The organism is Streptomyces calvus (assembly GCF_006782915.1).
GTDB classification, from domain to species: domain Bacteria; phylum Actinomycetota; class Actinomycetes; order Streptomycetales; family Streptomycetaceae; genus Streptomyces; species Streptomyces calvus.
Window position 1 is genome coordinate 294,288 of record NZ_VCNP01000043.1, and the last position, 22,330, is coordinate 316,617.

At 71.4% G+C, this 22,330-nt stretch carries 17 protein-coding genes; 9 read left to right on the forward strand and 8 right to left on the reverse strand.

What is annotated here, in order from left to right; translation table 11 throughout:
• Position 1: 1 nt before the first annotated feature.
• A complete protein-coding gene (locus FGW31_RS20295; protein ID WP_142194851.1) occupies positions 2–1,063 on the reverse strand; it encodes an energy-coupling factor ABC transporter permease in 1,062 nt (353 codons plus the stop codon).
• 192 nt (positions 1,064–1,255) lie between these two features.
• Between FGW31_RS20295 and FGW31_RS20300 the strand changes: the two genes are divergently transcribed.
• Positions 1,256–1,618 (forward strand): SsgA family sporulation/cell division regulator, encoded by a 363-nt coding sequence (locus FGW31_RS20300; RefSeq protein ID WP_142194852.1) that lies wholly within the window; start codon positions 1,256–1,258, stop codon positions 1,616–1,618.
• Between the two features lie 10 nt (positions 1,619–1,628).
• Here FGW31_RS20300 and FGW31_RS20305 read toward each other — a convergent pair whose 3' ends face one another.
• The 5 genes from FGW31_RS20305 to FGW31_RS20330 form a co-directional block, all read right to left on the reverse strand.
• On the reverse strand, positions 1,629–3,305 hold the full coding sequence (locus tag FGW31_RS20305; protein ID WP_142194853.1) for a penicillin-binding transpeptidase domain-containing protein: 1,677 nt from the start codon (positions 3,303–3,305) through the stop codon (positions 1,629–1,631).
• Positions 3,306–3,437: 132 nt separating this feature from the next.
• Positions 3,438–5,069, reverse strand: coding sequence for a penicillin-binding transpeptidase domain-containing protein (locus FGW31_RS20310; RefSeq protein WP_142194854.1), 1,632 nt, complete (start codon positions 5,067–5,069; stop codon positions 3,438–3,440).
• Positions 5,070–5,327: 258 nt separating this feature from the next.
• Positions 5,328–5,795, reverse strand: coding sequence for a hypothetical protein (locus FGW31_RS20315; RefSeq protein WP_142194855.1), 468 nt, complete (start codon positions 5,793–5,795; stop codon positions 5,328–5,330).
• An 11-nt stretch (positions 5,796–5,806) separates the two neighbouring features.
• The gene (locus FGW31_RS20320; protein WP_142194856.1) at positions 5,807–6,460 is read right to left on the reverse strand and encodes a hypothetical protein; all 654 of its coding nucleotides are present in this window, start codon (positions 6,458–6,460) and stop codon (positions 5,807–5,809) included.
• 487 nt (positions 6,461–6,947) lie between these two features.
• Entirely contained in the window at positions 6,948–8,693 is a 1,746-nt protein-coding gene (locus FGW31_RS20330) for a dolichyl-phosphate-mannose--protein mannosyltransferase (protein WP_142194858.1), read from the reverse strand.
• A gap of 426 nt (positions 8,694–9,119) precedes the next feature.
• Here FGW31_RS20330 and rsmI point away from each other — a divergent pair, with 426 nt between their 5' ends.
• The 8 genes from rsmI (at position 9,120) to FGW31_RS20370 (ending at position 19,766) form a co-directional block, all read left to right on the forward strand.
• Positions 9,120–9,977 carry a 16S rRNA (cytidine(1402)-2'-O)-methyltransferase gene (gene rsmI / locus FGW31_RS20335; protein WP_142194859.1) on the forward strand — a complete coding sequence of 286 codons (858 nt, stop codon included), beginning with the start codon at positions 9,120–9,122 and terminating at the stop codon, positions 9,975–9,977.
• 147 nt (positions 9,978–10,124) lie between these two features.
• A complete protein-coding gene (locus FGW31_RS20340; protein WP_142194860.1) occupies positions 10,125–11,015 on the forward strand; it encodes a TatD family hydrolase in 891 nt (296 codons plus the stop codon).
• 34 nt (positions 11,016–11,049) lie between these two features.
• Positions 11,050–11,919: a 16S rRNA (adenine(1518)-N(6)/adenine(1519)-N(6))-dimethyltransferase RsmA gene (rsmA, locus tag FGW31_RS20345; RefSeq protein ID WP_142194861.1), complete on the forward strand. Its 870-nt coding sequence runs from the start codon at positions 11,050–11,052 to the stop codon at positions 11,917–11,919.
• Positions 11,916–12,818: a 4-(cytidine 5'-diphospho)-2-C-methyl-D-erythritol kinase gene (locus tag FGW31_RS20350; RefSeq protein ID WP_142194862.1), complete on the forward strand. Its 903-nt coding sequence runs from the start codon at positions 11,916–11,918 to the stop codon at positions 12,816–12,818. Before rsmA ends, FGW31_RS20350 begins: the two co-directional genes overlap by 4 nt.
• Positions 12,819–12,987: 169 nt before the next feature.
• Positions 12,988–14,799, forward strand: coding sequence for an ABC-F family ATP-binding cassette domain-containing protein (locus FGW31_RS20355; protein ID WP_142194863.1), 1,812 nt, complete (start codon positions 12,988–12,990; stop codon positions 14,797–14,799).
• Positions 14,800–15,032: 233 nt separating this feature from the next.
• A complete protein-coding gene (locus FGW31_RS20360) occupies positions 15,033–16,829 on the forward strand; it encodes an outer membrane protein assembly factor BamB family protein (protein WP_142194864.1) in 1,797 nt (598 codons plus the stop codon).
• A 70-nt stretch (positions 16,830–16,899) separates the two neighbouring features.
• Positions 16,900–18,852 (forward strand): outer membrane protein assembly factor BamB family protein, encoded by a 1,953-nt coding sequence (locus FGW31_RS20365; RefSeq protein ID WP_142194865.1) that lies wholly within the window; start codon positions 16,900–16,902, stop codon positions 18,850–18,852.
• A 242-nt stretch (positions 18,853–19,094) separates the two neighbouring features.
• Positions 19,095–19,766 (forward strand): helix-turn-helix transcriptional regulator, encoded by a 672-nt coding sequence (locus FGW31_RS20370; protein ID WP_142194866.1) that lies wholly within the window; start codon positions 19,095–19,097, stop codon positions 19,764–19,766.
• Positions 19,767–20,246: 480 nt separating this feature from the next.
• Here the strand turns inward: FGW31_RS20370 and FGW31_RS20375 are convergent, their stop codons facing one another.
• Together FGW31_RS20375 and FGW31_RS20380 are read right to left on the reverse strand one after the other, a co-directional pair.
• Positions 20,247–20,558 (reverse strand): hypothetical protein, encoded by a 312-nt coding sequence (locus FGW31_RS20375; protein WP_142194867.1) that lies wholly within the window; start codon positions 20,556–20,558, stop codon positions 20,247–20,249.
• A 21-nt stretch (positions 20,559–20,579) separates the two neighbouring features.
• Entirely contained in the window at positions 20,580–22,259 is a 1,680-nt protein-coding gene (locus FGW31_RS20380; RefSeq protein WP_142194868.1) for a sodium:solute symporter family protein, read from the reverse strand.
• Between the last annotated feature and the right edge of the window lie 71 nt (positions 22,260–22,330).

Consider the following 22,330-nt stretch of genomic DNA (forward strand, 5'->3'; position numbering starts at 1 on the left):
GTCACACGCTCGTGTCGGCGGGAGAGACGGCGTCGGCCGCGTCGCCGGTACGGCGCCTGCGGACCGCCCAGAACACGCCGGTGCCGGCGACGACCGTGACGCCGACGCCGATCACTCCGGCCAGGCCGCCGGAGAGGCGGGCGTCGTCGACGTCCTCGACGCCGTAGTCGGCCAGCGGGGAGTCGGCGATCGCGTGCTCCTCGGCCTTCTGGTCGATGCCGTGGTCGGTGGCGACCTTCTCCAGGCCGTCGGGGTCGGCGGAGGCGTAGAAGCTGACGAAACCGGCGAGGACCAGCGAGGCGGCCAGGCCGGTGATCCACACGGTGCGCGAGGAGCGGGCGGCGGCCGGTGCGGGCTCCGGCGCGGCCTGCGGGGCGTCGACCAGTTCGCCGTTGACCCGCAGCTTGAGCCGCTGCTTCAGCCCGCGCGCCCCGTGCACCAGGTCCGGGCGGACGGCGATGACCGCGCCGACGGTCAGGGCGGTGATCACCGCCTCGCCGATGCCGATGAGGACGTGCACGCCCACCATGGCCGTGGCGACCTTGCCGATCGAGACGTCGGCGGTGCCGCCGACCGCGTAGAGCAGCGTGAAGACGAGCGCGGAGGCCGGGACGGAGACCAGCGCGGCGACGAACGACGCGACGGTCACCGAGCGGCGGGTGCGCGGCAGCACCGTCACCAGGCCCCGGAAGAGCGCGTAGGCGACGACGGTGGTGACGATCGCCATGTCGGTGATGTTCACGCCGAGCGCGGTCAGCCCGCCGTCGGCGAACAGGACGGCCTGCATCAGCAGGACGACGGAGACGCACAGGATCCCGGTGAAGGGGCCCACGAGGATCGCGGCGAGGGCGCCGCCGAGCAGATGGCCGCTGGTTCCCGCAGCGACGGGGAAGTTCAGCATCTGCACGGCGAAGATGAACGCCGCCACCAGTCCGGCCAGCGGTGCCGTCGCCTCGTCGAGCTCGCGGCGCGCGCCGCGCAGGCTCACGGCGATCGCGCCGGCGGCGACCAGTCCGGCCGCGGCGGACACGGGGGCGTTGATGAATCCGTCGGGTGCGTGCACCGTTCGATGATAGGGGGCTGTTGCAAGCCATTCGCAAGAGCGAGGGGCTTGTCTTGACCGGACCCTTATCTCGCATGTGATATGCGCCTCCCGGACGCAGAGATTCCGGAATGGAGGCAGGATGGGACCGGGGGGTGGGTATACGGCTTACATGCCTTTCGGGCATGTTGACGCAGCGTAAGGGGCCCACCGATGTCCGTAGTCGAACAGTACGCGCGAGTCCACGTCCTCACGGACGCGGATCCCCTGCTGGAGGACCGCGGGGCCGTCTCCGTGGTGCTGCGGTACGACCCCGAGACCGACCCCCGGTGCGTGCGCGTGGGCCTGCCCGGCCCGGTGGCCCGCGAATGGACCGTCGAGCGGGACCTGCTGGAGCAGGGCCTGCGCGCCCCCGCGGGCAGCGGCGCGATACGCGTCTGGCCGTGCGGCCGGGTACAGGCCGTGGTGGAGTTCCACACCGGGCACGGCGTGTCCGTGGTGGAGTTCGAGATGAAGACGCTGGCCCGGTTCCTGCGGCGGACGCACGCCGCCGCAGCGGAACCGGTGCCCCACTGACCCCTGCGGCTCAGCCGCCGTTCTTCAGCAGCGCCGCCACGATCGGCCCGGCCGTCGAGCCGCCGTGACCGGCCGCCTGCACCACACCGGCCGCGGCCAGGTCCCCGCGGTACGCGGTGAACCAGCCGTTGGGCTTCTTCTGCCCGTCGACCTCGGCCGACCCGGTCTTCGCGCCGGTCTGACCGCCCACCCCGGCCATCGCCTCCGCGGCCGTGCCGTAGGCCGCCGTGTACGACATCAGCTCCCGCAGCTGCGCGAGCGTGCCGGACGACAGGGTGCGCGAGGCCGTCGCCAGCGTGCGCCCGTCGACCTCCGGCGACACCAGGTACGGCTGGCGGAAGACACCGGACTGGACCGTCGCCGACACCGACGCCATGTTCAGCGGGTTCATCCGCACCCCACCCTGGCCGATCAGCGAGGCCGCCATCGGCGCCGCCGACTGCACCGGCACCGAGCCGTCGAACGTCGGCACGCCGACCTGCCAGTTGTTCATCGACAGCCCGAACACCTGCTGGGCCTGCTTGGTCAGGTCGTCGTTCTTCAGCTCGGGCGCCTGGCTGATGAAGGCCGTGTTGCAGGACCGCGCGAAGCTCGCCTTGAAGGTGCCGTCCTTGATCTCGAACTTGTCGTCGTTCTGGAACTTCCAGCCGCCGTAGCTGAAGTACTTCGGGCACGGGTGCTTCTCGTCCATGGAGGCGAGACCCTTCTCGATCAGCATCGAGGAAGTGATCACCTTCATCGTGGAGCCCGGCGCCAGCGAACCCTGGAACGCGACGTTGAAGCCGTGCGAGGAGTTCGCCACCGCGAGTATCTCGCCGGTCGACGGGCGCACCACCACCACCGACGCCCGCTCCTTGCGGGCCACCTGCTCCTCGGCGGCCGCCTGCAGGGACGGGTTCAGCGTGGTCTTCACCGTGCCCGGCGTGCCCTCGCTCAGCTCCAGCAGCGTCTTGTCGGACAGCTTCGCCTTCTGCGACTCCTTGCCGCGCACCACCCGCAGCTCGACGCCGGCCTCGCCGCCCGCCTTCTCGCCGTACTTCTCCCGCAGCCCGTCCAGCACCGAGCCCAGCGACGGGTACTTCTCGGTGGTCAGCTCGCCGCCGTCCCGGTCCAGCGCCTTGACCGGCGGGGTGCCCGACTCGCCGGTGACCAGCTTGTCGCCGTCCTTCAGGTCGGGGTGCACGACCTGAGGCCGCCAGGCCACCCGCGGCTCGCCGTCCCCGGCCCGGCGCACCACGGTCAGCGCGCTGTCGTACGCCAGCGGCTTGCTGACGTCCTCGTACGACACCGTGCCCTTGACGGAGAACGGCACCTTGCCGCCGGAACGGGCGCCGGCGGTGAGGGTGACGTCCTTCACGCCGGCGTCCTTGGCGTAGGCGGTGAGCAGGGCGGCGGCGGCCTTCGGGTCGTCGGTGACCGCGGCGGCCTCGCTCACCTTCCCGGACTGCCAGGCGGTGAGGAAGCGCTCGGCCGTGCCGGTGACCTCGACGGCGGACAGCGGGCCGGTCCTGACGTCCTCCTCCTGCTGCGCGGAGGTCGTCCGCGTGCCGTCCTCGGCGGCGGCACCGCCACCGCCGAGCAGCGCGTAGGCGCCGAAACCGGCACCGCCGACGACCACGGCGATCACTCCGCCGAGCACGGCGGGTCTCGTCTTCCGCCGCTCACCGGCGTGCCCTCTGTTCCCCACTGCTGTCCGTTCCTCCGCTGATCGCCGGGCCCTCGGATCCCCTCCGGGGCCCTCGTGGCCCCTGGGGCGCGCAGGGCGCCGTGTGCGCAAACGTCGGCACCACCCTAGAGTCCCGCTCCGGACCGGGCGCGATCAGCTGCCCGCTCGTAGCACGGCTGCGACAATCGGACCGGCCGCGTCGCCGCCGTGGCCGCCCTGCTGGGCCATGGCCGCCGCCGCGACATCGTTGCGGAAGCCGGTGAACCAGCTGTCCGAGGTGGCCTTGCCGTCGACCTCCGCACTGCCGGTCTTCGCGCCGATGTCGCCGCTCAGCCCGGTCATGGCGTCCCGGCCGGTGCCCTGCGTGGCGGTGAGCCGCATCATCTGCTTCAGCTGGGCGGCGGTGTCCGCCCGCAGACCGTCGGCCTGCCGCAACTGCCGGCCGTCGAGCTCGGGCGGGACCAGGTAGGGCTGGCGGAAGGCTCCCGTGATGGCGGTGGCCGTCACCGACGCCATGGTGAGCGGGTTCATCTGCACCTGGCCCTGGCCGATCGCGTTCGCCGCGCGGTCCGGGCCGCCGGAGGCCGGAACGCTGCCGTCGAAGGAGGCGATGCCCGTCTTCCAGTCGCCGCGGCCGAGCCCGAACCGCTGCTCGGCCTCCTGGGTGAGCGAGGCGTCGGTGAGCGGCTGCTCGTCGATGAGCTTGATGAAGGCCGTGTTGCAGGAACGCAGGAAGCTGTTGGCGAGGGTGGCGCCCTCGTCCGGCTGCATGCCGGTGAGGTTCTTGAAGGTCTGGCTCTGCCAGGTGGCGGTGGGCGGGCAGGGCGCCGGGCCGTTCATCGAGGTCACGCCGTTGTCGATGAGCATGGCCGCGGTGACGATCTTCATGGTGGAACCGGGGGCGACCTGGCCCTGGAAGGCCGCGTTGAACCCGTCCTCGCGGTGGTTGGCCACCGCCAGCACCTCACCGGTGCTCGGCTTCACCGCCACCACCGACGACTCGGCGAACCGCCGCACCGCCCGCTCCGCCGCGTCCTGCACCGCGGCACCGATCGTGGTGCGCAGCCGGCCCGGCTTCCCCTCGGCGAGGGTCAGCAGCGGCGTGTCGGCGGTCTCGTCCGCGTGCTTGATCACCAGTTCGACACCGGGAGTGCCGCCCGCCTGCTCCCCGTACTTCTCGCGCAGGGTGTCCAGCACCGGGCCGAGCGAGGGGTACTTCTCCTTCGTCAGCACCACGCCGTCGCGGTCCACCGCCTCGATGGGCGGCTGCGCGGACTCCCCGGTGACGAGCGTGTCGCCCTCCTTCAGGTCCGGGTGGACGACGGACGGCTCCCAGTCGACCAGCGCCCGCCCGGTCGTCCGCCCGCGCACCACGGTCAGCTCGCTCGCGTAGCTCAGCGGCTTCGACGTCCCGTCGTAGCGGACGGTCGCCTTCACGGTGAACGGCACGGTCGTGCCGGTGACCTTGCCCGGCGTGATCCGCACCGCCCCGATGCGGGCGTCCTCGCCGTACCCCGTCAGCAGCGCGCCGGCCTCCTGCGCGTTGTCCGTGTACGACGCCGCCCCGGCCCCGTCCCCCTTCTCCCACGCCGCGAAGAACGCCTCGCTGGTCGCGCGGACCTCGTCCGCGCCCGGCGGCCCGGATCTCTTCGTCTCCGCCGCGCCCGCGCCGCCTGACCCGCCACCGCTCACGGCGGAGACGATGTTGTACACCCCGTAGCCAGCGCCGCCCACCATCACGGCGAACACCCCGCCGACGACGGCGACCTTGACCCCCTTGCCCATCGGGCGATCCCCTCCCCGCCGGACCCCCCGCATCTTCTGAACACGTTCAAAAAGTCCGGCGGCTGAGCACTCTATGCGCCGCGTGCGACGACCGGGGAGGCCGTGTCCGTTTGTTGTCCGAAGAGAGACCCTGCTCCGGCGGCCCGGAGAACAGGACGGAACGGCTGGCGCGCCACGTCCGGAGCCTGACTCCGGCCGGGCCTCCGACTGCGAGCCGGGCAGCACCTGTCGCCTGCCCTGCGCCGGAATCGAGACCCCCTACGCCTCTTGGTCGTCCTCCATGGCCAGGAGGTCCATGGTCATGTGAGAAGAGCAGAGACGCCCTGTGAGATCGGAAATGCTGGCGCGCAGATAGGGGTATACGGCTGCGATCGCAGTCGTACGTCCGAACGCGTTCACCGCTTCCGCGCTGAACGCCTCCTCGGCGTTTCCGGCACTCGACACATCGAAGATGACGCCTACCTCGGTGCAAAGGTAGAGGGCGTCTTTGTTGTTCTTCCCCTTGACCGTGAACTCGTGCTTGAAGCGATACATCAAGCTGTCCTCCGTGAGTCCGACGGTCACGGAGGAGTTCAGCTCGTTGATCGGGGTGAGTTCCTCCGCTGCTTCCGCGTCGAGGACTTTGCCGTGAAGCTCCAGGATGCTGATGTCGCTCAGCCGGGCGTAAGTGCCCACCGACGCGGATTGCTCCCGCTCCGCCTTCGAGACCTGGATCACGAATGGCATGGTCAGTCACCTCACCCTGACTTCGAGGACGGAACGGGCTCCCGCTGTACAACCGGACCAGGGACGTTCCAGGACGAAACCCATGCCTCCGTTGCATGGCGCGACCGGCGGCGCGGCTCGCTGTGGATCGCCTCCGAAGCGGTGATCTCGAAGAATTCCGTGCGGACGTGCTGATCGCGCGGCATGGTGGCCCAGCGGAGAATCCACGCGTCCACTACGGCGCACTCGTCCTTGCTCAAGTAGCGCTCGGTGTCACCTTCCCCTGGAAGGTTGATCCTCAGCCATTCGTTCACGGTGCCCCACTCCCAAATACGCTTGCCGTTCGGGGCCCCTGAGGGGGTGGGGAATGCCATTCCTTTGCGTCGCTCACCCGCGATCAGTTGCCGGATGCTCTCCCGGCTGCGGCCGATTCTGCGGGCGATCTCTGCGGCGTCCACCAGGTCGCGGTCCGTTCGGCGGGGCGTGGCACCGACCTTGTCCTTCAGTTCCATTACGGCGCATTGAGCGGCACTGATGCCGTTTCGGTGGCCATCCATGTAGATCGTGACCAGCCAGCGGCCGAACGACTCGGCGAGGAGCCCGTCGAAGTGCTCGTAGAAGGCCGCTTCCAGAGCCTCACGGTCGGTCGGCGGGTCCACCTCGAACCTGAGAGCGTAAGTCGTCATCGGCAACTCCCCCCGCTGTCGATGGAACCTGTTGACAGTCGTCAACGGTACGGTACCCCGTCCGAGAGCCGTCAAGCGGGATGTCAGGCGTCCGGGCGCTTGACACTGCGGGGGTCGTCATCGGGCAGTGGGCAGGTACGAGCTTCACGCAGGAGGTCGCGAGCATGTCGCTCCGAGACCCTTGGTGTCCCGTGCACGGAGATGCGGTGGCAGCCGGCGTCACAGGTCAGGAGTCCCCAATGGCCTCCCTTGTACAAGTGCCAGCCGCCGCGTGCCATGATCGCGACCAGGGCTTCCCGGATCACCTTGTCCTTGTGGCTGCCCGGCCGTAGCTCTTCCCCCACCCACCGTCCCCCTGGCGCGCGCAAAAGTTACAAGCTTCGGCTCCAGTATGACGGCCGGCCGCACTGAGCCAACGGCCTTGGCGCTTCGGCCTGTTGACCACCGAATACGCGGGAGAAACGCAGCGGACGGCGGACCCGCCCGGCTACACCCAGGTGTCCAGCCACATCCGTGCCCGCCAGTCGTCCATCGGGATGGGCGTGCCGGTGTAGATGGGCCAGAAGTAGATGAAGTTCCAGGCGATCAGGAGGGTCAGGACGCCCGCGGCCGTCGCGCCCGCGACGCGGCGGGTGTCGGAGGAGCGGGGCGGGCCGACCAGGGCGCCCAGCAGCATCGCCACGGCCAGGCACAGGAACGGCAGGAAGACGATGGCGTAGAAGAAGAAGATCGTCCGTTCCTGGTAGAGGAACCAGGGGGCGTAGCCGGCGGCGATGCCGCAGGCGATGGCGCCGGCCCGCCAGTCGCGGCGGAAGAACCACCGCCACAGGACGTACAGGAGCGCGAAGCACGCCACCCACCACAGCAGCGGCGTGCCGATGGCCAGGACCTCGCGGGCGCACTTCTCGCCCGCGTCGGCGGGACAGCCGTCCGTGCCGGGCGCCGGGGACTCGTAGAAGTAGGAGACCGGGCGGCCGGTGACGATCCAGCTCCACGGGTTGGACTCGTAGGTGTGCGGCGAGGACAGGCCGACGTGGAAGTCGTAGACCTGGTTCTCGTAGTGCCACAGGCTGCGCCACCAGTCGGGGAACAGCCAGGACCAGTCGCTGCTCCGGCCGTCCTTGGTGGCCCAGTCGCGGTAGTAGCCGCCGGTGCCGTCGGAGGCGGAGAGGATCCAGCCGGTCCAGGACGCGAAGTAGGTGACCACCGCCACCGGGACGGTGGACAGGAAGGCCCAGCCCAGGTCCCGCTGCAGCACGGCCAGCCGGGGCCGGCGGGCGCCGGCGACCCGGCGCGAGCCGACGTCCCAGAGCACCGCCATCACACAGAACGCGGCCGTGACGTACAGGCCGTTCCACTTGGTGCCGATCGCCAGGCCCAGCAGCACGCCCGCCGCCAGCCGCCAGGGCCGGAAACCGATCCGGGTGGTCTCCGCGGCGTACGCGTCCGGCCGGGCCCGGCCGTCGGCGTCCACCGGCAGCGCGGCCGCGAGTTTCTCCCGCGCCCGGTCCCGGTCGACCAGCAGGCAGCCGAACGCCGCCAGCACGAAGAACATCAGCACGCCGTCGAGCAGCGAGGTCCGGCTCATCACGAAGTGCAGCCCGTCCACCGCCATCAGCGCGCCCGCCAGGCAGCCGAGGAACGTGGAGCGGAACAGGCGCCGGCCGATGCGGCACAGCAGCAGCACGGACAGCGTGCCGAGCAGGGCCGTCATGAACCGCCAGCCGAACGGGTCGAACCCGAACATCAGCTCGCCCAGCCCGATGACGTACTTGCCGACCGGCGGATGCACCACGTACGCGGCGTCCGTCGGGACGGGCACGTTTCCGCCGGAGGACAGGATCAGGTCGTTGGCGTTCTTGTCCCAGTTGACCTCGAAGCCGCGGTGGACCAGCGCCCACGCGTCCTTGGCGTAGTACGTCTCGTCGAATATCACCGCCTTCGGGCTGCCCAGGTTCCAGAACCGCAGCACCCCGGCCAGCAGCGCGACCAGCAGCGGGCCGCCCCACGCCGACCAGCGGGTGATCCGCCCGGCGAGCCCCGGCGGCACCCCGAGCGTCGCCCACAGCCGGCCCGACGGCTCGGTGTACGGCGGGACCAGACGGTCGCGGACATCGCCCCCGGCGTCCGGCCCTGGGTGGCCGAAACGGCGCAGCCGCCGGTGCCACGCCGGCTGCTGCTCGTGCGGCGGCTGGTCCTTCCGGAGGTCCATGGAGGACGCGGTACTGGTCACCGCGCCATCGTAGGGAACGGCGCTGTGTGAGTCCCGCGCATGGGCGGTATGCCCCGCCTGCGTCCGGTCCCGCCCCGGCTCCGGTCCCGTCCCGGTTCCGGTGGCGCCCCGGCTCCGGGCTGCGGTCGCGTCCCGGTTGCGGTGCCGTCCCGATTCGGGTGGCGCCCCGGCTCCGGTGCCGTCCCGGTTCCGCCCCGGCTCCGGGCTCCGGTCGCGTCCCGGTTCCGGTGCCGTCCCGGCTCCGGTGGCGCCCCGGCTCCGGTGCCGTCCCGATTCGGGTGGCGCCCCGGCTCCGGGCTCCCGTGCCGTCCCGGTCCCGCCCCGGCTCCGGGCTCCGGTCCCGTCCCGGTTGCGGTGCCGTCCCGGCTGAGGTGCCGCCCCGGCTCCCGTCGCGTCCGGGCCGCGCGGCCCTGGGAGGATGGTGGCGTGACCGGAACCCTCGTACTCGCAGGCACCCCCATCGGCGACGTCTCCGACGCCCCGCCCCGGCTCGCCGAGGAACTCGCCGGCGCCGACGTCGTCGCCGCCGAGGACACCCGGCGGCTGCGCCGGCTGACCCAGGCGCTCGGCGTCACGCCCCGGGGACGCGTCGTGTCGTACTTCGAGGGCAACGAGTCCGCCCGCACGCCCGAGCTGGTCGAGGAGCTGGCGGGCGGCGCGCGTGTGCTGCTGGTGACGGACGCCGGGATGCCGTCCGTGTCCGACCCCGGCTACCGGCTGGTCGCCGCGGCCGTCGAGCGGGACATCAAGGTCACCGCGGTGCCCGGACCGTCCGCCGTGCTCACCGCGCTCGCCCTGTCCGGGCTGCCCGTGGACCGGTTCTGCTTCGAGGGCTTCCTGCCCCGCAAGGCCGGGGAACGGCTGGGACGGCTGCGCGAGGTGGCCGAGGAGCGGCGCACCCTCGTCTACTTCGAGGCCCCGCACCGCCTCGACGACACCCTCGCCGCGATGGCCGAGGTCTTCGGCGCCGAACGCCGGGCCGCCGTCTGCCGGGAGCTGACCAAGACGTACGAGGAGGTCCGCCGGGGCCCGCTGGCCGAGCTCGCCGCGTGGGCGGCCGAGGGCGTGCGCGGGGAGATCACCGTGGTGGTCGAGGGCGCGCCGGACAAGGGCCCCGAGGAACTGGACGCCGCGGAACTGGTGCGCCGGGTACGGGTGCGCGAGGAGGCCGGCGAGCGCCGCAAGGAGGCGATCGCCGCGGTGGCCGTGGAGGCCGGCCTGCCCAAGCGGCAGGTGTTCGACGCGGTCGTCGCGGCGAAGAGCGCCGGAACGGGCCCCGTCTAGATTTGCCGCGTTCCGGATCAGCCCGGCGGTGAGGCGCGGTGCCTTCCGACCGGACCGAGCGGGCTCGGATGCGTGCCGGACCCCGCGACGCCGGGATGATCCGAACGACAGGCCCGGGCTTCCTCGGCGCTTCCGTAGGATCGGGACATGCCTTCGAACGCCGCCGACAAGAACGCCGCGCCGCCGCTCCCGGAGCCCCTGCGGGTCCCGGTCGCGGATTCCCACACCCACCTGGACATGCAGTCCGGCACGGTCGAGGAGGCCCTCGCCAAGGCCGCCTCGGTGGGAGTGACGACGGTCGTGCAGGTCGGCTGCGACCTCGCCGGTTCGCGCTGGGCGGCCGAGACGGCGGCGGCGCACGACGCCGTCCACGCCACGGTCGCGCTGCACCCCAACGAGGCCCCGCGGATCGTGCACGGCGACCCCGACGGCTGGTCCCGGCAGGGCGCCCGCGAGCCCGGCGGCGACGCGGGCCTCGACGAGGCGCTCGCCGAGATCGACCGGCTGGCCGCGCTGCCGCAGGTCAGGGGCGTCGGCGAGACCGGCCTCGACTACTTCCGCACCGGGCCCGAGGGCAAGGAGGCGCAGGAGAAGTCCTTCCGCGCCCACATCGAGATCGCCAAGCGGCACGGCAAGACCCTGGTGATCCACGACCGCGACGCCCACGCCGACGTCCTGCGCGTCCTCAAGGAGGAGGGCGCCCCCGAGCGGACCGTCTTCCACTGCTACTCGGGCGACGCCGAGATGGCGGAGATCTGCGCGAGCGCCGGCTACTACATGTCCTTCGCCGGCAACGTCACCTTCAAGAACGCGCAGAACCTGCGGGACGCGCTCGCCGTGGCCCCGGCGGAGCTGCTCCTGGTGGAGACCGATGCGCCGTTCCTCACACCGGCGCCCTACCGGGGACGGCCGAACGCCCCGTACCTGGTGCCGGTCACGGTGCGCGCCATGGCGGCCGTGCGGGGCGTCGACGAGGACACCCTGGCCGCGGCGCTCGGGGCGAACACCGCCCGCGCCTTCGGCTACCCGCAGGCGTGACCTGCAAGGTCCCCGTGCCCCGTACCCTTGTCCCGTGACCAGCCCCACCCCCGACGCCCTGCTGGGCCCTGCCGACGTCCGTGAACTGGCGGCCGCCCTCGGCGTACGGCCCACCAAGCAGCGCGGCCAGAACTTCGTCATCGACGCCAACACCGTCCGCCGTATCGTCCGCACCGCCGAGGTCCGCCCCGACGACACGGTCGTCGAGGTCGGCCCGGGCCTCGGCTCGCTGACGCTGGCGCTGCTGGAGGTCGCCGACCGGGTCACCGCCGTGGAGATCGACGACGTCCTCGCCGCCGCGCTGCCCGCCACCATCGCCGCGCGCATGCCCGGGCGCGCCGACCGGTTCGCGCTGGTCCACTCCGACGCGATGCACGTCACCGAACTGCCGGGACCGGCCCCGACCGCCCTGGTCGCGAACCTCCCCTACAACGTGGCCGTCCCGGTGCTGCTGCACATGCTCGAAAGCTTCCCGAGCATCGAGCGCACCCTCGTCATGGTCCAGTCGGAGGTCGCCGACCGGCTCGCCGCCGCGCCCGGCTCGAAGGTGTACGGCGTGCCCTCGGTCAAGGCCAACTGGTACGCCGAGGTCAAGCGGGCCGGCGCCATCGGGCGGAACGTCTTCTGGCCGGCGCCCAACGTCGACAGCGGACTGGTCTCCCTGGTCCGCCGTACCGAGCCGCTGAAGACCACCGCCTCCCGGCGCGAGGTGTTCGCCGTCGTCGACGCCGCCTTCGCCCAGCGCCGCAAGACCCTGCGGGCCGCGCTCGCCGGCTGGGCCGGCTCCGCCGCGGCGGCCGAGGCCGCTCTGGTCGCGGCCGGGGTGTCGCCGCAGGCCCGGGGCGAGTCCCTGACCGTCGAGGAGTTCGCGCGCATCGCCGAGCACAAGGAGCGCACCGCGTGAGCGTCACCGTCCGCGTCCCCGCCAAGGTCAACGTCCAGCTGGCGGTCGGCGCCGCCCGCCCGGACGGCTTCCACGACCTGGCCAACGTGTTCCTCGCGGTCGGCCTGTACGACGAGGTCACCGTGACGCCCTCCGCCGACGGACTCCGCATCACCTGCGAGGGCCCCGACGCCGGCCAGGTCCCGCTGGACCGCACCAACCTCGCCGCCCGCGCCGCCCTGCTCCTCGCCGACCGGTACGGCCGGAGCGCGGACGTCCACATCCACATCGCCAAGGACATCCCCGTCGCCGGCGGCATGGCGGGCGGCAGCGCGGACGGCGCGGGCGCCCTCCTCGCCTGCGACACCCTGTGGGGAACCGGCGCCTCGCGCGAGGAACTCCTCGACATCTGCGCCGAACTGGGCAGCGACGTGCCGTTCAGCCTGGTCGGCGGGGCCGCCCTCGGCACCGGGCGGGGTGAGCGGCTGACGCCGCTGGAGACCGGCGGCACCTTCCACTGGGTGTTCGCCATGGCCTCGCGCGGCCTGTCCACCCCGGCGGTGTTCCGGGAGTTCGACCGGCTCGCCGAGGGACGGCACGTCCCGGAGCCCGTGGCCTCCCAGGAGCTGATCGCCGCCCTCGCCAAGGGCGACGCCGACGCACTCGCCGCCACCGTCACCAACGACCTCCAGCCCGCCGCCCTCTCCCTCTTCCCGGAACTCGCCGGCACCCTCGCGGCCGGCCGCGAGGCGGGAGCCCTGGCCGCGCTGGTGTCCGGCTCCGGCCCGACCACGGCGTTCCTCGTGCGCGATCCGGAGTCGGCGGCCGCGGTGGAGCGGGCCCTGGCGGCCTCCGGTACCTGCCGGTCCGTACGGACGGCGTCCGGGCCCGCGCCCGGGGCGACGGTCACCGGACGCTGACCGGCGGGACGTCCGGGACGTCCGGGGACGCCCGGGACGACCCGGAGACGCCGGGGGCCGTTCTGCCGAGTGAACGGGAGGCCGCCGGGCCCTCCCGAGCACCCCCGCCGGAGCGGTCCGCCGCCCGACTACCCTGGAGGATCGACCCATCCCCCCTGGCAGGAGAGAAATGGCCGTCAACCTGGTCAATGTCGAGAACGTCAGCAAGGTGTACGGCACCCGTGCCCTGCTCGACGGCATTTCCCTCGGCGTTTCCGAAGGGGACCGGATCGGGGTGGTGGGACGCAACGGAGACGGCAAGACCACGCTCATCCGGATGCTCGCCCGGCTGGAGGAGGCCGACACCGGGCGCGTGACCCACTCCGGCGGGCTGCGGCTCGGCGTGCTCACCCAGCACGACTCCCTCGACCCCGAGGCCACCGTCCGGCACGAGGTCATCGGCGACATGGCCGACCACGAATGGGCGGGCAACGCCAAGGTCAGGGACGTCCTGACCGGACTCTTCGGCGGACTCGACCTGCCCGGATTCCCCAAGGGCCTGGACACCGTCATCGGCCCGCTGTCCGGCGGTGAGCGGCGGCGCATCGCGCTCGCCAAACTGCTCATCGAGGAGCAGGACCTGATCGTCCTCGACGAGCCGACCAACCACCTCGACGTCGAGGGCATCGCCTGGCTCGCCGAGCACCTGCGCAACCGCCGGTCCGCGCTCGTGTGCGTCACCCACGACCGCTGGTTCCTCGACCAGGTCTGCACCCGCATGTGGGACGTGCAGCGCGGCAGCGTCTACGAGTACGAGGGCGGCTACTCCGACTACGTCTTCGCCCGCGCCGAACGGGAACGCATCGCCGCCACCGAGGAGGCCAAGCGGCAGAACCTGGTCCGCAAGGAGCTGGCCTGGCTGCGCCGCGGCGCCCCCGCACGGACGTCCAAGCCGCGCTTCCGCGTCGAAGCCGCCAACGAGCTGATCGCGGACGTACCGCCGCCCCGCGACAGCAGCGAGCTGATGAAGTTCGCGTCGTCCCGGCTCGGCAAGACCGTGTTCGACCTGGAGGACGTCACCGTCCAGGCCGGGCCCAAGGTGCTGCTGAAGCACATCACCTGGCAGCTCGGGCCCGGTGACCGCATCGGTCTCGTCGGCGTCAACGGGGCGGGCAAGACGTCCCTGCTGCGGGCGCTCGCCGACGCCGCCAGGAGCGAGGGCGAGGTCCAGCCCGCGGCCGGGCAGGTCCGCGTCGGCAGGACGGTCAAGCTCGCCTACCTCTCCCAGGAGGTCGCCGAACTCGACCCGGAATGGCGGGTGTTGCAGGCCGTGCAGCAGGTGCGCGAGCGCGTCGACCTCGGCAAGGGGCGCGAGATGACCGCCGGGCAGCTGTGCGAGACGTTCGGGTTCAACAAGGAGAAGCAGTGGACGCCGGTCGGCGACCTCTCCGGCGGTGAGCGGCGCCGGCTCCAGCTGCTGCGCCTGCTCATGGACGAACCCAACGTCCTCTTCCTCGACGAGCCCACCAACGACCTCGACATCGAGACCCTCACCCAGCTCGAGGACCTCCTCGACGGCTGGCCCGGCTCGATGATCGTCATCTCCCACGACCGGTTCTTCGTCGAGCGCACCACCGACCGCGTGTTCGCCCTCCTCGGCGACGGCACCCTGCGGATGCTGCCGCGCGGGATCGACGAGTACCTGGAGCGGCGCAAGCGGATGGAGGAGGCCGCCGCCGCGGCCGCCGTCCCGGCCGCCGCCGCGCAGAGCGCGACGCCGGAGAGGAGCGCCGCCGACCAGCGCGCCGCCAAGAAGGAACTGCAGAAGATCGAACGCCAGCTGGACAAGATCTCCGAGAAGGAGACCAAGCTGCACGCCGCCATCGCCGAGCACGCCACCGACTTCGCGAAGGTCGCCGAACTCGACGCCGAACTGCGGGAGCTGGCCGGCCGGCGTGAGGAACTCGAACTGACCTGGCTGGAACTGGCGGAGGACGCCTGAGCCGCACTCCCGGAAGCGCACCGGGGGCGTGCGTTGCGTGGAGAGGGCGTGAAGGCGCGTAACGGGCTCATCACGGGCCGGTCCTCCCTTGGGAACAGGGCAGGACACGGCCCGGTGGCCTGTCCGCACCGGGTGATAGAAAGAGCCGTCTGAGAACTGTCTGAAGACGACCACGGGTTCATCACGCACCTCAGGGCGTGGCTAAAAATCAGTGAGTAAGGGGGAACGCGCTGATGACTCAGCCGCCCAACCAGCCGCCGCACGGTGGCTTCGGAGCACCTCAGGAACCGCCGCCGGGCGGTGGGTTCGGCGCTCCGCAGACCCCACCGCCCCCGCAGGGCACGCCGCAAGGACCGCCGGCCGGCCCGCCGCAGCCCGGGTACGGCTACCCGCAGCAGCAGCCTCCGCAGCAGCCCGGCCCGTACGCCTCCGGGTCCTACGCCCCCGGCCCCTACGGGCAGCCGCAGCAGCCGGGCCCGTACGGACAGCCGCAGCAGCCCGGCCCGTACGGACAGCCCGGGTACGGCTACCCGCAGCAGCCGCAGTTCCCCGGCGCGCCCGGCACCCCGCCCGGCGGCTCCGGCTCCCGCAACCCCTTCAAGGGCAAGCCCGCCCTGGTCGTCGGTGCCGCGGTGGCCGCGCTGCTGGTGATCGGCGGCACCGTGTGGGCCGTCTCCGGCGACAGCGACAGCGGCAAGGACGACAAACCCGTCGCCCAAGGGTCCGACGACCCCGCACCGAACGGCTCCGGCGCCCCGGTCAACCCTGGCGACGGCAGCGGCGACGGCGGCGAGGACCCCGAGGACCTCAACAAGGGCCGCAAGGCAGGCGAGTCGAAGGTGCTCTGGTACAAGGAGGCGCCCGACGCGCCCGGTTCCGGCGCCGACGCCCCCGGCATGTGGATCACCGACAAGGTGGCGGTGAAGGCGGCCTACAAGGAACTCTCCGCCTACAACGTCACCGACGGCAAGCCCGCCTGGGAGGCCATCGCCTTCCCGCAGAAGATCTGCGCCGTCACCCAGGACAAGACGTCCGACGACAGAATCGTCGTCGCGCACATGAGCGGCAGCAGCGACCGCGCCAAGTGCAACCAGCTCCAGCTCGTCGACCTCAACACCGGCGAGAAGGGCTGGACCCAGGAAGTCGCCGACGGCGCACTGTTCGACTCTGTGCTGTCCATCGAGATGTCCCTCGCCGGCAACACCCTCATGGTGGGCCGCTCGCAGTCCGGCACGGCGTACGACATGCGCACCGGCGACAAGCTGTTCGACTCCCGGAAGTACGGCGACGCCTGCTTCCCCGCCGCCTTCGCCGGCGGGAAGCGGCTGATCCAGGTCGCCTCCTGCGGCGCCGGCGGCAACAACGAGCACGACGAGGTCCGCGAACTCGACCCCGCCACCGGCAAGGTCAAGTGGACCTACGCGTACGAGAAGGGCTGGCGGATCGAGCGGGCCTACTCCGTCGACCCGCTCGTCCTCTACGCCACCAAGGAAGAGGACGGCGACAAGAAGGTCTGGAACATCGCCGCCTTCACCGCCGGCGGCAAGGTGCGCTCGCAGGTCTCCGTCGACGAGAACTTCGCCCCCGGCTGCGGCTGGGCCGTCCTCGCCCGCGACCTCCAGGGCTGCGAGGGCGTCGCCGTCGACGCCAACACCCTCTACCTGCCCACCGAGGCGACCACCGGCGCCAACGAGATCGTCGCGATCAGCCTCGACAACGGCAAGGAGCGCTGGCGCCAGAAGTCCCCGGTGGAGGACTCGATGGTGCCCATGAAGGTCGAGGGCGGCAACCTCATCGCCTACGTGGAGCCCTCGTACGACTCCGGCGGCCAGGTCGTGTCCCTCCCCGTCGGCGGCAGCAGCCACAAGCCGGTCGAGCTGATGCAGAACCCGCAGGGCGTCGCCGACATCGAGAACAGCTTCTTCAGCAGGTCCATCGACTGGGTCGACGGGCGCTTCTACATCTCCACCACCCGGCTCACCGGCAACGACGAGTCGAAGGAGAAGTTGATGCTCGCCTACGGCAAGTGAGGCACCCGGTCCCGCTCCGTCCTCCTCGCTTCCCCGCCGCCCGCCGTCCCTTCTCCGAGGTGCACACGCCATGACTCAGCCGCCACCGCCGCCGAACCAGCCCCCGCAGCAGCCCGGGTTCGGGCCGCCGCAGGACCCCTCCTCCCAGCAGCAGCCGCCCGCCCAGCCGCCCGCCCAGCCGTCCGGGGCCCCGAGCGGGCCCGACCTCAGCAAGAACCCCGAGCCCGGGTACGGCTACCCGCAGGCACCGCAGACCCCTCCGGCCGGGCCGCCGGGGACCCCGCCGCCCGCGGCCGGGCCGTCGGCTCCGCAGGGACCCGGGTACGGGTACCCGCAGCAGCCGCCCACGCCGGCCGCCGGGTACGGATATCCCGGGCAGCAGCCGCAGCAGCAGCCTCAGCCGTCCGGGCCTTATGGGCAGCCGCAGCAGCCGGGTGCGCAGGGGCAGCCCGGGTACGGCCAGCCCGGATACGGTCAGCCCGCATACGGCCAGCCCGGATACGGGCAGCCCGGGTACGGGTATCCGCAGCCGCCGACCATGCCGATGCAACCGCAGCCCGGACAGCCCGGCGGCGGACGGAAGTTCAGCGCGCAGATGGGCATCGTCGTCGCGGCGGTCGTGGCCATCGCCCTGATCGTCGGCGGAGGCGTCTGGTACGCCTCGTCGTCCGGCAAGGACGACGACAAGCAGACCACCGCGGAAACCGGCGGCACCGGCGGCGACACCAAGGGCGGTGACGCCGGCGGCGGTTCCACCGGCGCCAAGGAGAAGGCCCCCGCCGACACCGCCTCCAAGGTGCTGTTCCAGGTACCCGCACCCAAGGTCCCCAAGGGCAGCAGCACCATCTCCACCTCCGGGTCCTGGCTGACCGACACCGTGTACGCCAAGAGCGGCATCGCCGAGATCGTCGGCTACGACCGTGCCAAGGGCACCAAGAAGTGGACGATCGACCTGCCCGGCCCGGTCTGCGAAGCCACCGCCCACGTCACCGACGACAACAAGACGGCCGTCATCTACAAGCCGGCCATGCCGACCAAGGACGACCCCCAGCGCTGCACGAACGTCGCACTGATCGACCTGGCCGCCGGCGAGGAGGTGTGGACCAAGACCGCCAAGTCCGGGACCATGCCGATCAGCTTCAACAACGTCACCATCAGCGGCGGCACGGTCGCCGCGGGCAGCACCAGCGGCGGCGCCGCCTGGGAGGTCGCCTCCGGCAAGCAGCTCTGGGCGCCCAAGACGTCCGACGCCTGCTACGACGCCGGGTACGGCGGCGGCGCGAAACTGGTCGCGGTCCGCAAGTGCGGCACCTACGAGCAGCGCCAGCTGCACATCCAGACCATCGACCCCAAGTCCGGCAAGGTCGTCTCCGAGTACAAGATGGACGAAGGCATCGAGTACGCGGGCATCGTGTCCACCGAACCCCTGGTCGTGGCCGCCGACGTCGGCGACACCGCGGGCGACGGCAGCGGCATCTCGGACTTCTTCTCCATCGACAACAAGACCGGCAAGCTGCGCACGCGCATCTCCGCGCCGGGTGAGGAGTTCGCGGCCCGCTGCGACATCATCACCAGGATCGAGAAGTGCAGCGGACTCGCCGTCGGCAACGACCGGCTGTACATCCCGACCGAGGAGCACGAGGGCACCGGCGAGTACAGCCAGACCAACGAGGTCGTCGCCTTCGACCTGTCGACCGGAAAGCAGACGGGACAGCGCGCCGACGCGGGCGACGGCTACCAGCTCACCCCGCTGCGGATGGACGGCGGCAACGTACTGGCGTACAAGCGTCCGCCCTACGACAAGGGCGGGCAGATCGTGAGCATCGACGGTGCGTCCTTCAAGCAGACGACGCTGATGGAGAACCCGGCGACGGAGGCCGTGCGGAACGTGGAGACGCGGATGCTGCCGGACTACGCCGAGATCCTCTACGCGCAGGGCGGTCTGTACATGTCGGGGGTGTACGCCAGTGACTTCTCCAGTTCGGACGAGGAGTATCTGGTGATCGCTTTCGGTACCGGCTGATCGTTCGTTCGGTATGTGTTGTGTGCGGCCCCGTCCCGGTCAGGGACGGGGCCGCAGGCGTATCGCGACTGCTGTGCCCGGCGCTGCGGAATACGAGAATTTCGGCGATCAGGGGGCGATTCTCGCCGGTAGGGGCAGCGCTACGGCGAAGCAGCGTGTAGCTTCCGTGGGCATCCTCGGGGAGTCGGGACCCGGGGTGCGGCGCACAGGGGGTGCGCGCGGTCTGGGGGGTTGGTTGTTCGATGGGAGTGCGGCTGATGGTGGTCGACGACCACCGACTGCTCGCCGAGGCGTTGGCCTCGGCGCTGAAGCTGCGGGGACACCGGGTGCTGGCCGCGGCCGCGCCGGCGGTGGGGGCGGCGGACCTGGTGATCAGCAGGGCGCCGGAGGTGTGTCTGCTGGGGACGGCGGCGCCGGCGGAGCCGGGGACGTTCGATCCGATCGTGAAGATCAAGCGGGAGCGGCCGCAGGTGGCGGTGGTGGTGCTGGGGCCGGTGCCGTCGCCGCGGGGGATCGCGGCGGCGTTCGCGTCGGGGGCGTCGGGATACGTGCGGCACGACGAACGCATCGAGGGCGTCGAGCGGGCGATCATGAAGGCGCGGGCGGGGGAGGTGGCGGTGGCGCCGCAGTTGTTGCAGGGTGCGTTCGGTGAGCTGCTGAATCCCGTGGCGCAGCCGGACGACGAGGGGCAGCGGCTGCTGCACATGCTGACGCCTCGGGAGGTGGAGGTGCTGGTGCGGGTGGCCGAGGGGGAGGACACGCGGCTGATCGCGGCGGGGATGGGCATCGCGGCGTCGACGGCGCGGACGCATGTGCAGCGGGTGCTGATGAAGCTGGGGGTGGGGTCGCGGTTGGAGGCGGCGGCGCTGGCCGCGCGGACGGGGTTGCTGGATCGGGCGGGTCCGGTCGGCTGACGTCGGTCGGACCCGGGGGCGGTTGGACGGGGACGGTCGGACGGTCGGGGCTCGGGCGGGGAGACCTGCGGTGCCTGCGCGGCTTCGGTGGGGGCGGGCGTGGCGCCTACGGGGGGTGGGTGGGTCGGGGCCGGGTCGGGGGGGTCCGTCCTCGGACTGGCGCGGAATGGGGGGCTTGAGAGGCGGGGGCGGGGGCGCGCCAGCCACTGCGGGCGAACACCCCCGCCCCGACCCCTCCACGCCGTACGCGCCACTGCGGGCGGTCGCCTGACGCCGCCGCTGCGGGCGGTCGTGTCGCTGGGGCGATGGGGGTCCCCCCCCCCGCTCGAGCGAAGCCGAGAGTGGGGGAGGGTGGGCGCGGCGGCAACGCGTGGGCGCTGGGGTGCGCAATTGCCCGCCGGTTCCACCCAGGCGCCGGGCTGCGCAATCCGGTCGGTTCGCACCAGAGCCCGGCACGCCGTGGGTGCCGGGCTGCGGGAACTACTCCTTCCGTTCCTCGGGGATCGCGTCCGGTGGTGGCGGAGCCGTCGGCCTCAGCTTCAGCCAGAGGAGGAACAGCAGGCCGAGGACCAGCATCCCCAGGCCCGTCCACAGGTTGATGTTCACGCCCTCGGCCTTTTTGATGTCGGCGTCGGAGGCGGTGAAGCCGGCGATCGTGACGATCACGCCGTACACGACGAACAGTCCGCCGATGATGCGACGGATGTCGAAGAGGCGGGCGGCCGTCGCCGACTTGGTCTCCAGGTCGGTGATCTCACGCTGGAGGTCGCGCTCGGAGTAGTGCTCTGACATGGTCTCTCCATCCTCCCGCGGTCAGAACGAGAACGGGATGTAGCAGGCGGCGGCCAGGACCACCGCGCCCCAGCCGAGCAGTGCCGGCTTGCGGTACCAGGCGTCGTCGCCCTCCGCGGGCGGCTCGGCCATACCGGGGGAGCGGGTGCCGTAGACCAGGCCCTGGAGTTCGTCGGCGGGTTTGGGGGCGGTGAAGAGGGACACGGCGACCATGACCACCGCGCCCGCGACGAAGCCCGCGATCGCGGACACGAAGTTGGCGCCCTGGTCGGAGGGGATGTCGACGATGCCCTGCTTGTAGATCCAGAAGTAGTTCAGCATCGCCGCCGTGGTGCCCGCGATCAGGCCCCAGAAGCCGGACTTCATCGACGCCCGCTTCCAGAACATGCCGATGATGAAGACCACGAACATCGGGACGTTGAAGAAGGAGAACAGCGTCTGGAGGTAGCTCATGATGTTGGAGAAGGAGCTGGCCAGGAACGCCGTGCCGATGGAGGCGAGCACGCCGATCGCCGTGATCAGGCGGCCGAAGCGGACGTAGTACGCGTCCTCGCGGTGCTTCACCACGTACTTCGCCCAGATGTCGGTGGTGAAGACGGTGTTGAAGGAGGAGACGTTGGCCGCCATGCCCGCCATGAACGCGGCCAGCAGACCGGTCACGGCGATGCCCAGGACACCGTTGGGCAGCAGCTGCTCCATCAGGTACGGGATGGCGTCGTTGTACTGGAGGTCGGAGTCGGCGGTGCCGATCTTGGGCACCAGGACCGCTGCGACCAGGCCCGGGATCATCACCAGGAAGACGATGAAGATCTTCGGGAACGCGGCGATCAGCGGGGTGCGCTGGGCCGCCGAGAGGTTTCTCGCGGACAGGGCGCGCTGCACCTCGGCGAAGTTGGTCGTCCAGTAGCCGAAGGAGAGGACGAAACCGAGACCGAGGACGATGGTCAGCCAGTTGGCGCCGAGCGGGTTGTCACTGCCGATGCCGGTTCCGCCCCACGACGTCATGAAGTCGCCGCCGCGCGAGGCCGTGAGGGAGTCGGACAGGCCGTCCCAGCCGCCGACGCTCTTCAGGCCCAGCACCGTGATCGGGATGAGCGCGGCCAGGATGACGAAGAACTGCAGGACCTCGTTGTAGATCGCCGAGGACAGGCCGCCCAGGGTGATGTAGGCCAGCACGAAGAAGCCGGCGACGACGATCGCCACCCACTGCGGCCAGCCCAGAAGGGCCTCGACGACGATCGCCAGGGCGTACAGGTTGACGCCGGCGATGAGGATGGCGGCGGCCGCGAAGAGGACCGAGCTGAGCAGGTGGGCCGCCTTGTCGAAGCGCAGCAGCAGGAACTCGGGGACCGAGCGGACCTTGCTGCCGTAGTAGAAGGGCATCATCACCAGGCCGAGGAAGACCATCGCCGGGATGGCGCCGATCCAGTACCAGTGCGTGGTGTAGACGCCGTACTGGGCGCTGTTGGCGGCCATGCCGAGGATCTCGGTGGCGCCCAGGTTGGCCGCGATGAACGCCAGACCGGTGACCCAGGCGGGCAGGGAGCGGCCCGAGAGGAAGAAGTCCAGGCTGGTTTTGACCGAGCGGCGGGCGGCGAAGCCGATGCCGAGCACCACGACGAAGTAGATCCCGAGGATCGTGTAGTCCAGCCAGTTGGTGGGGAGTCGAAGCTCTGCAGCTAGATATGTGGGGGTTTGCATAAGCACTCGCTTCGTTCGCGAACTGATCCGGTGCGGAACCTATGCCTCTGTGTTCAGTAATTGAACACTCC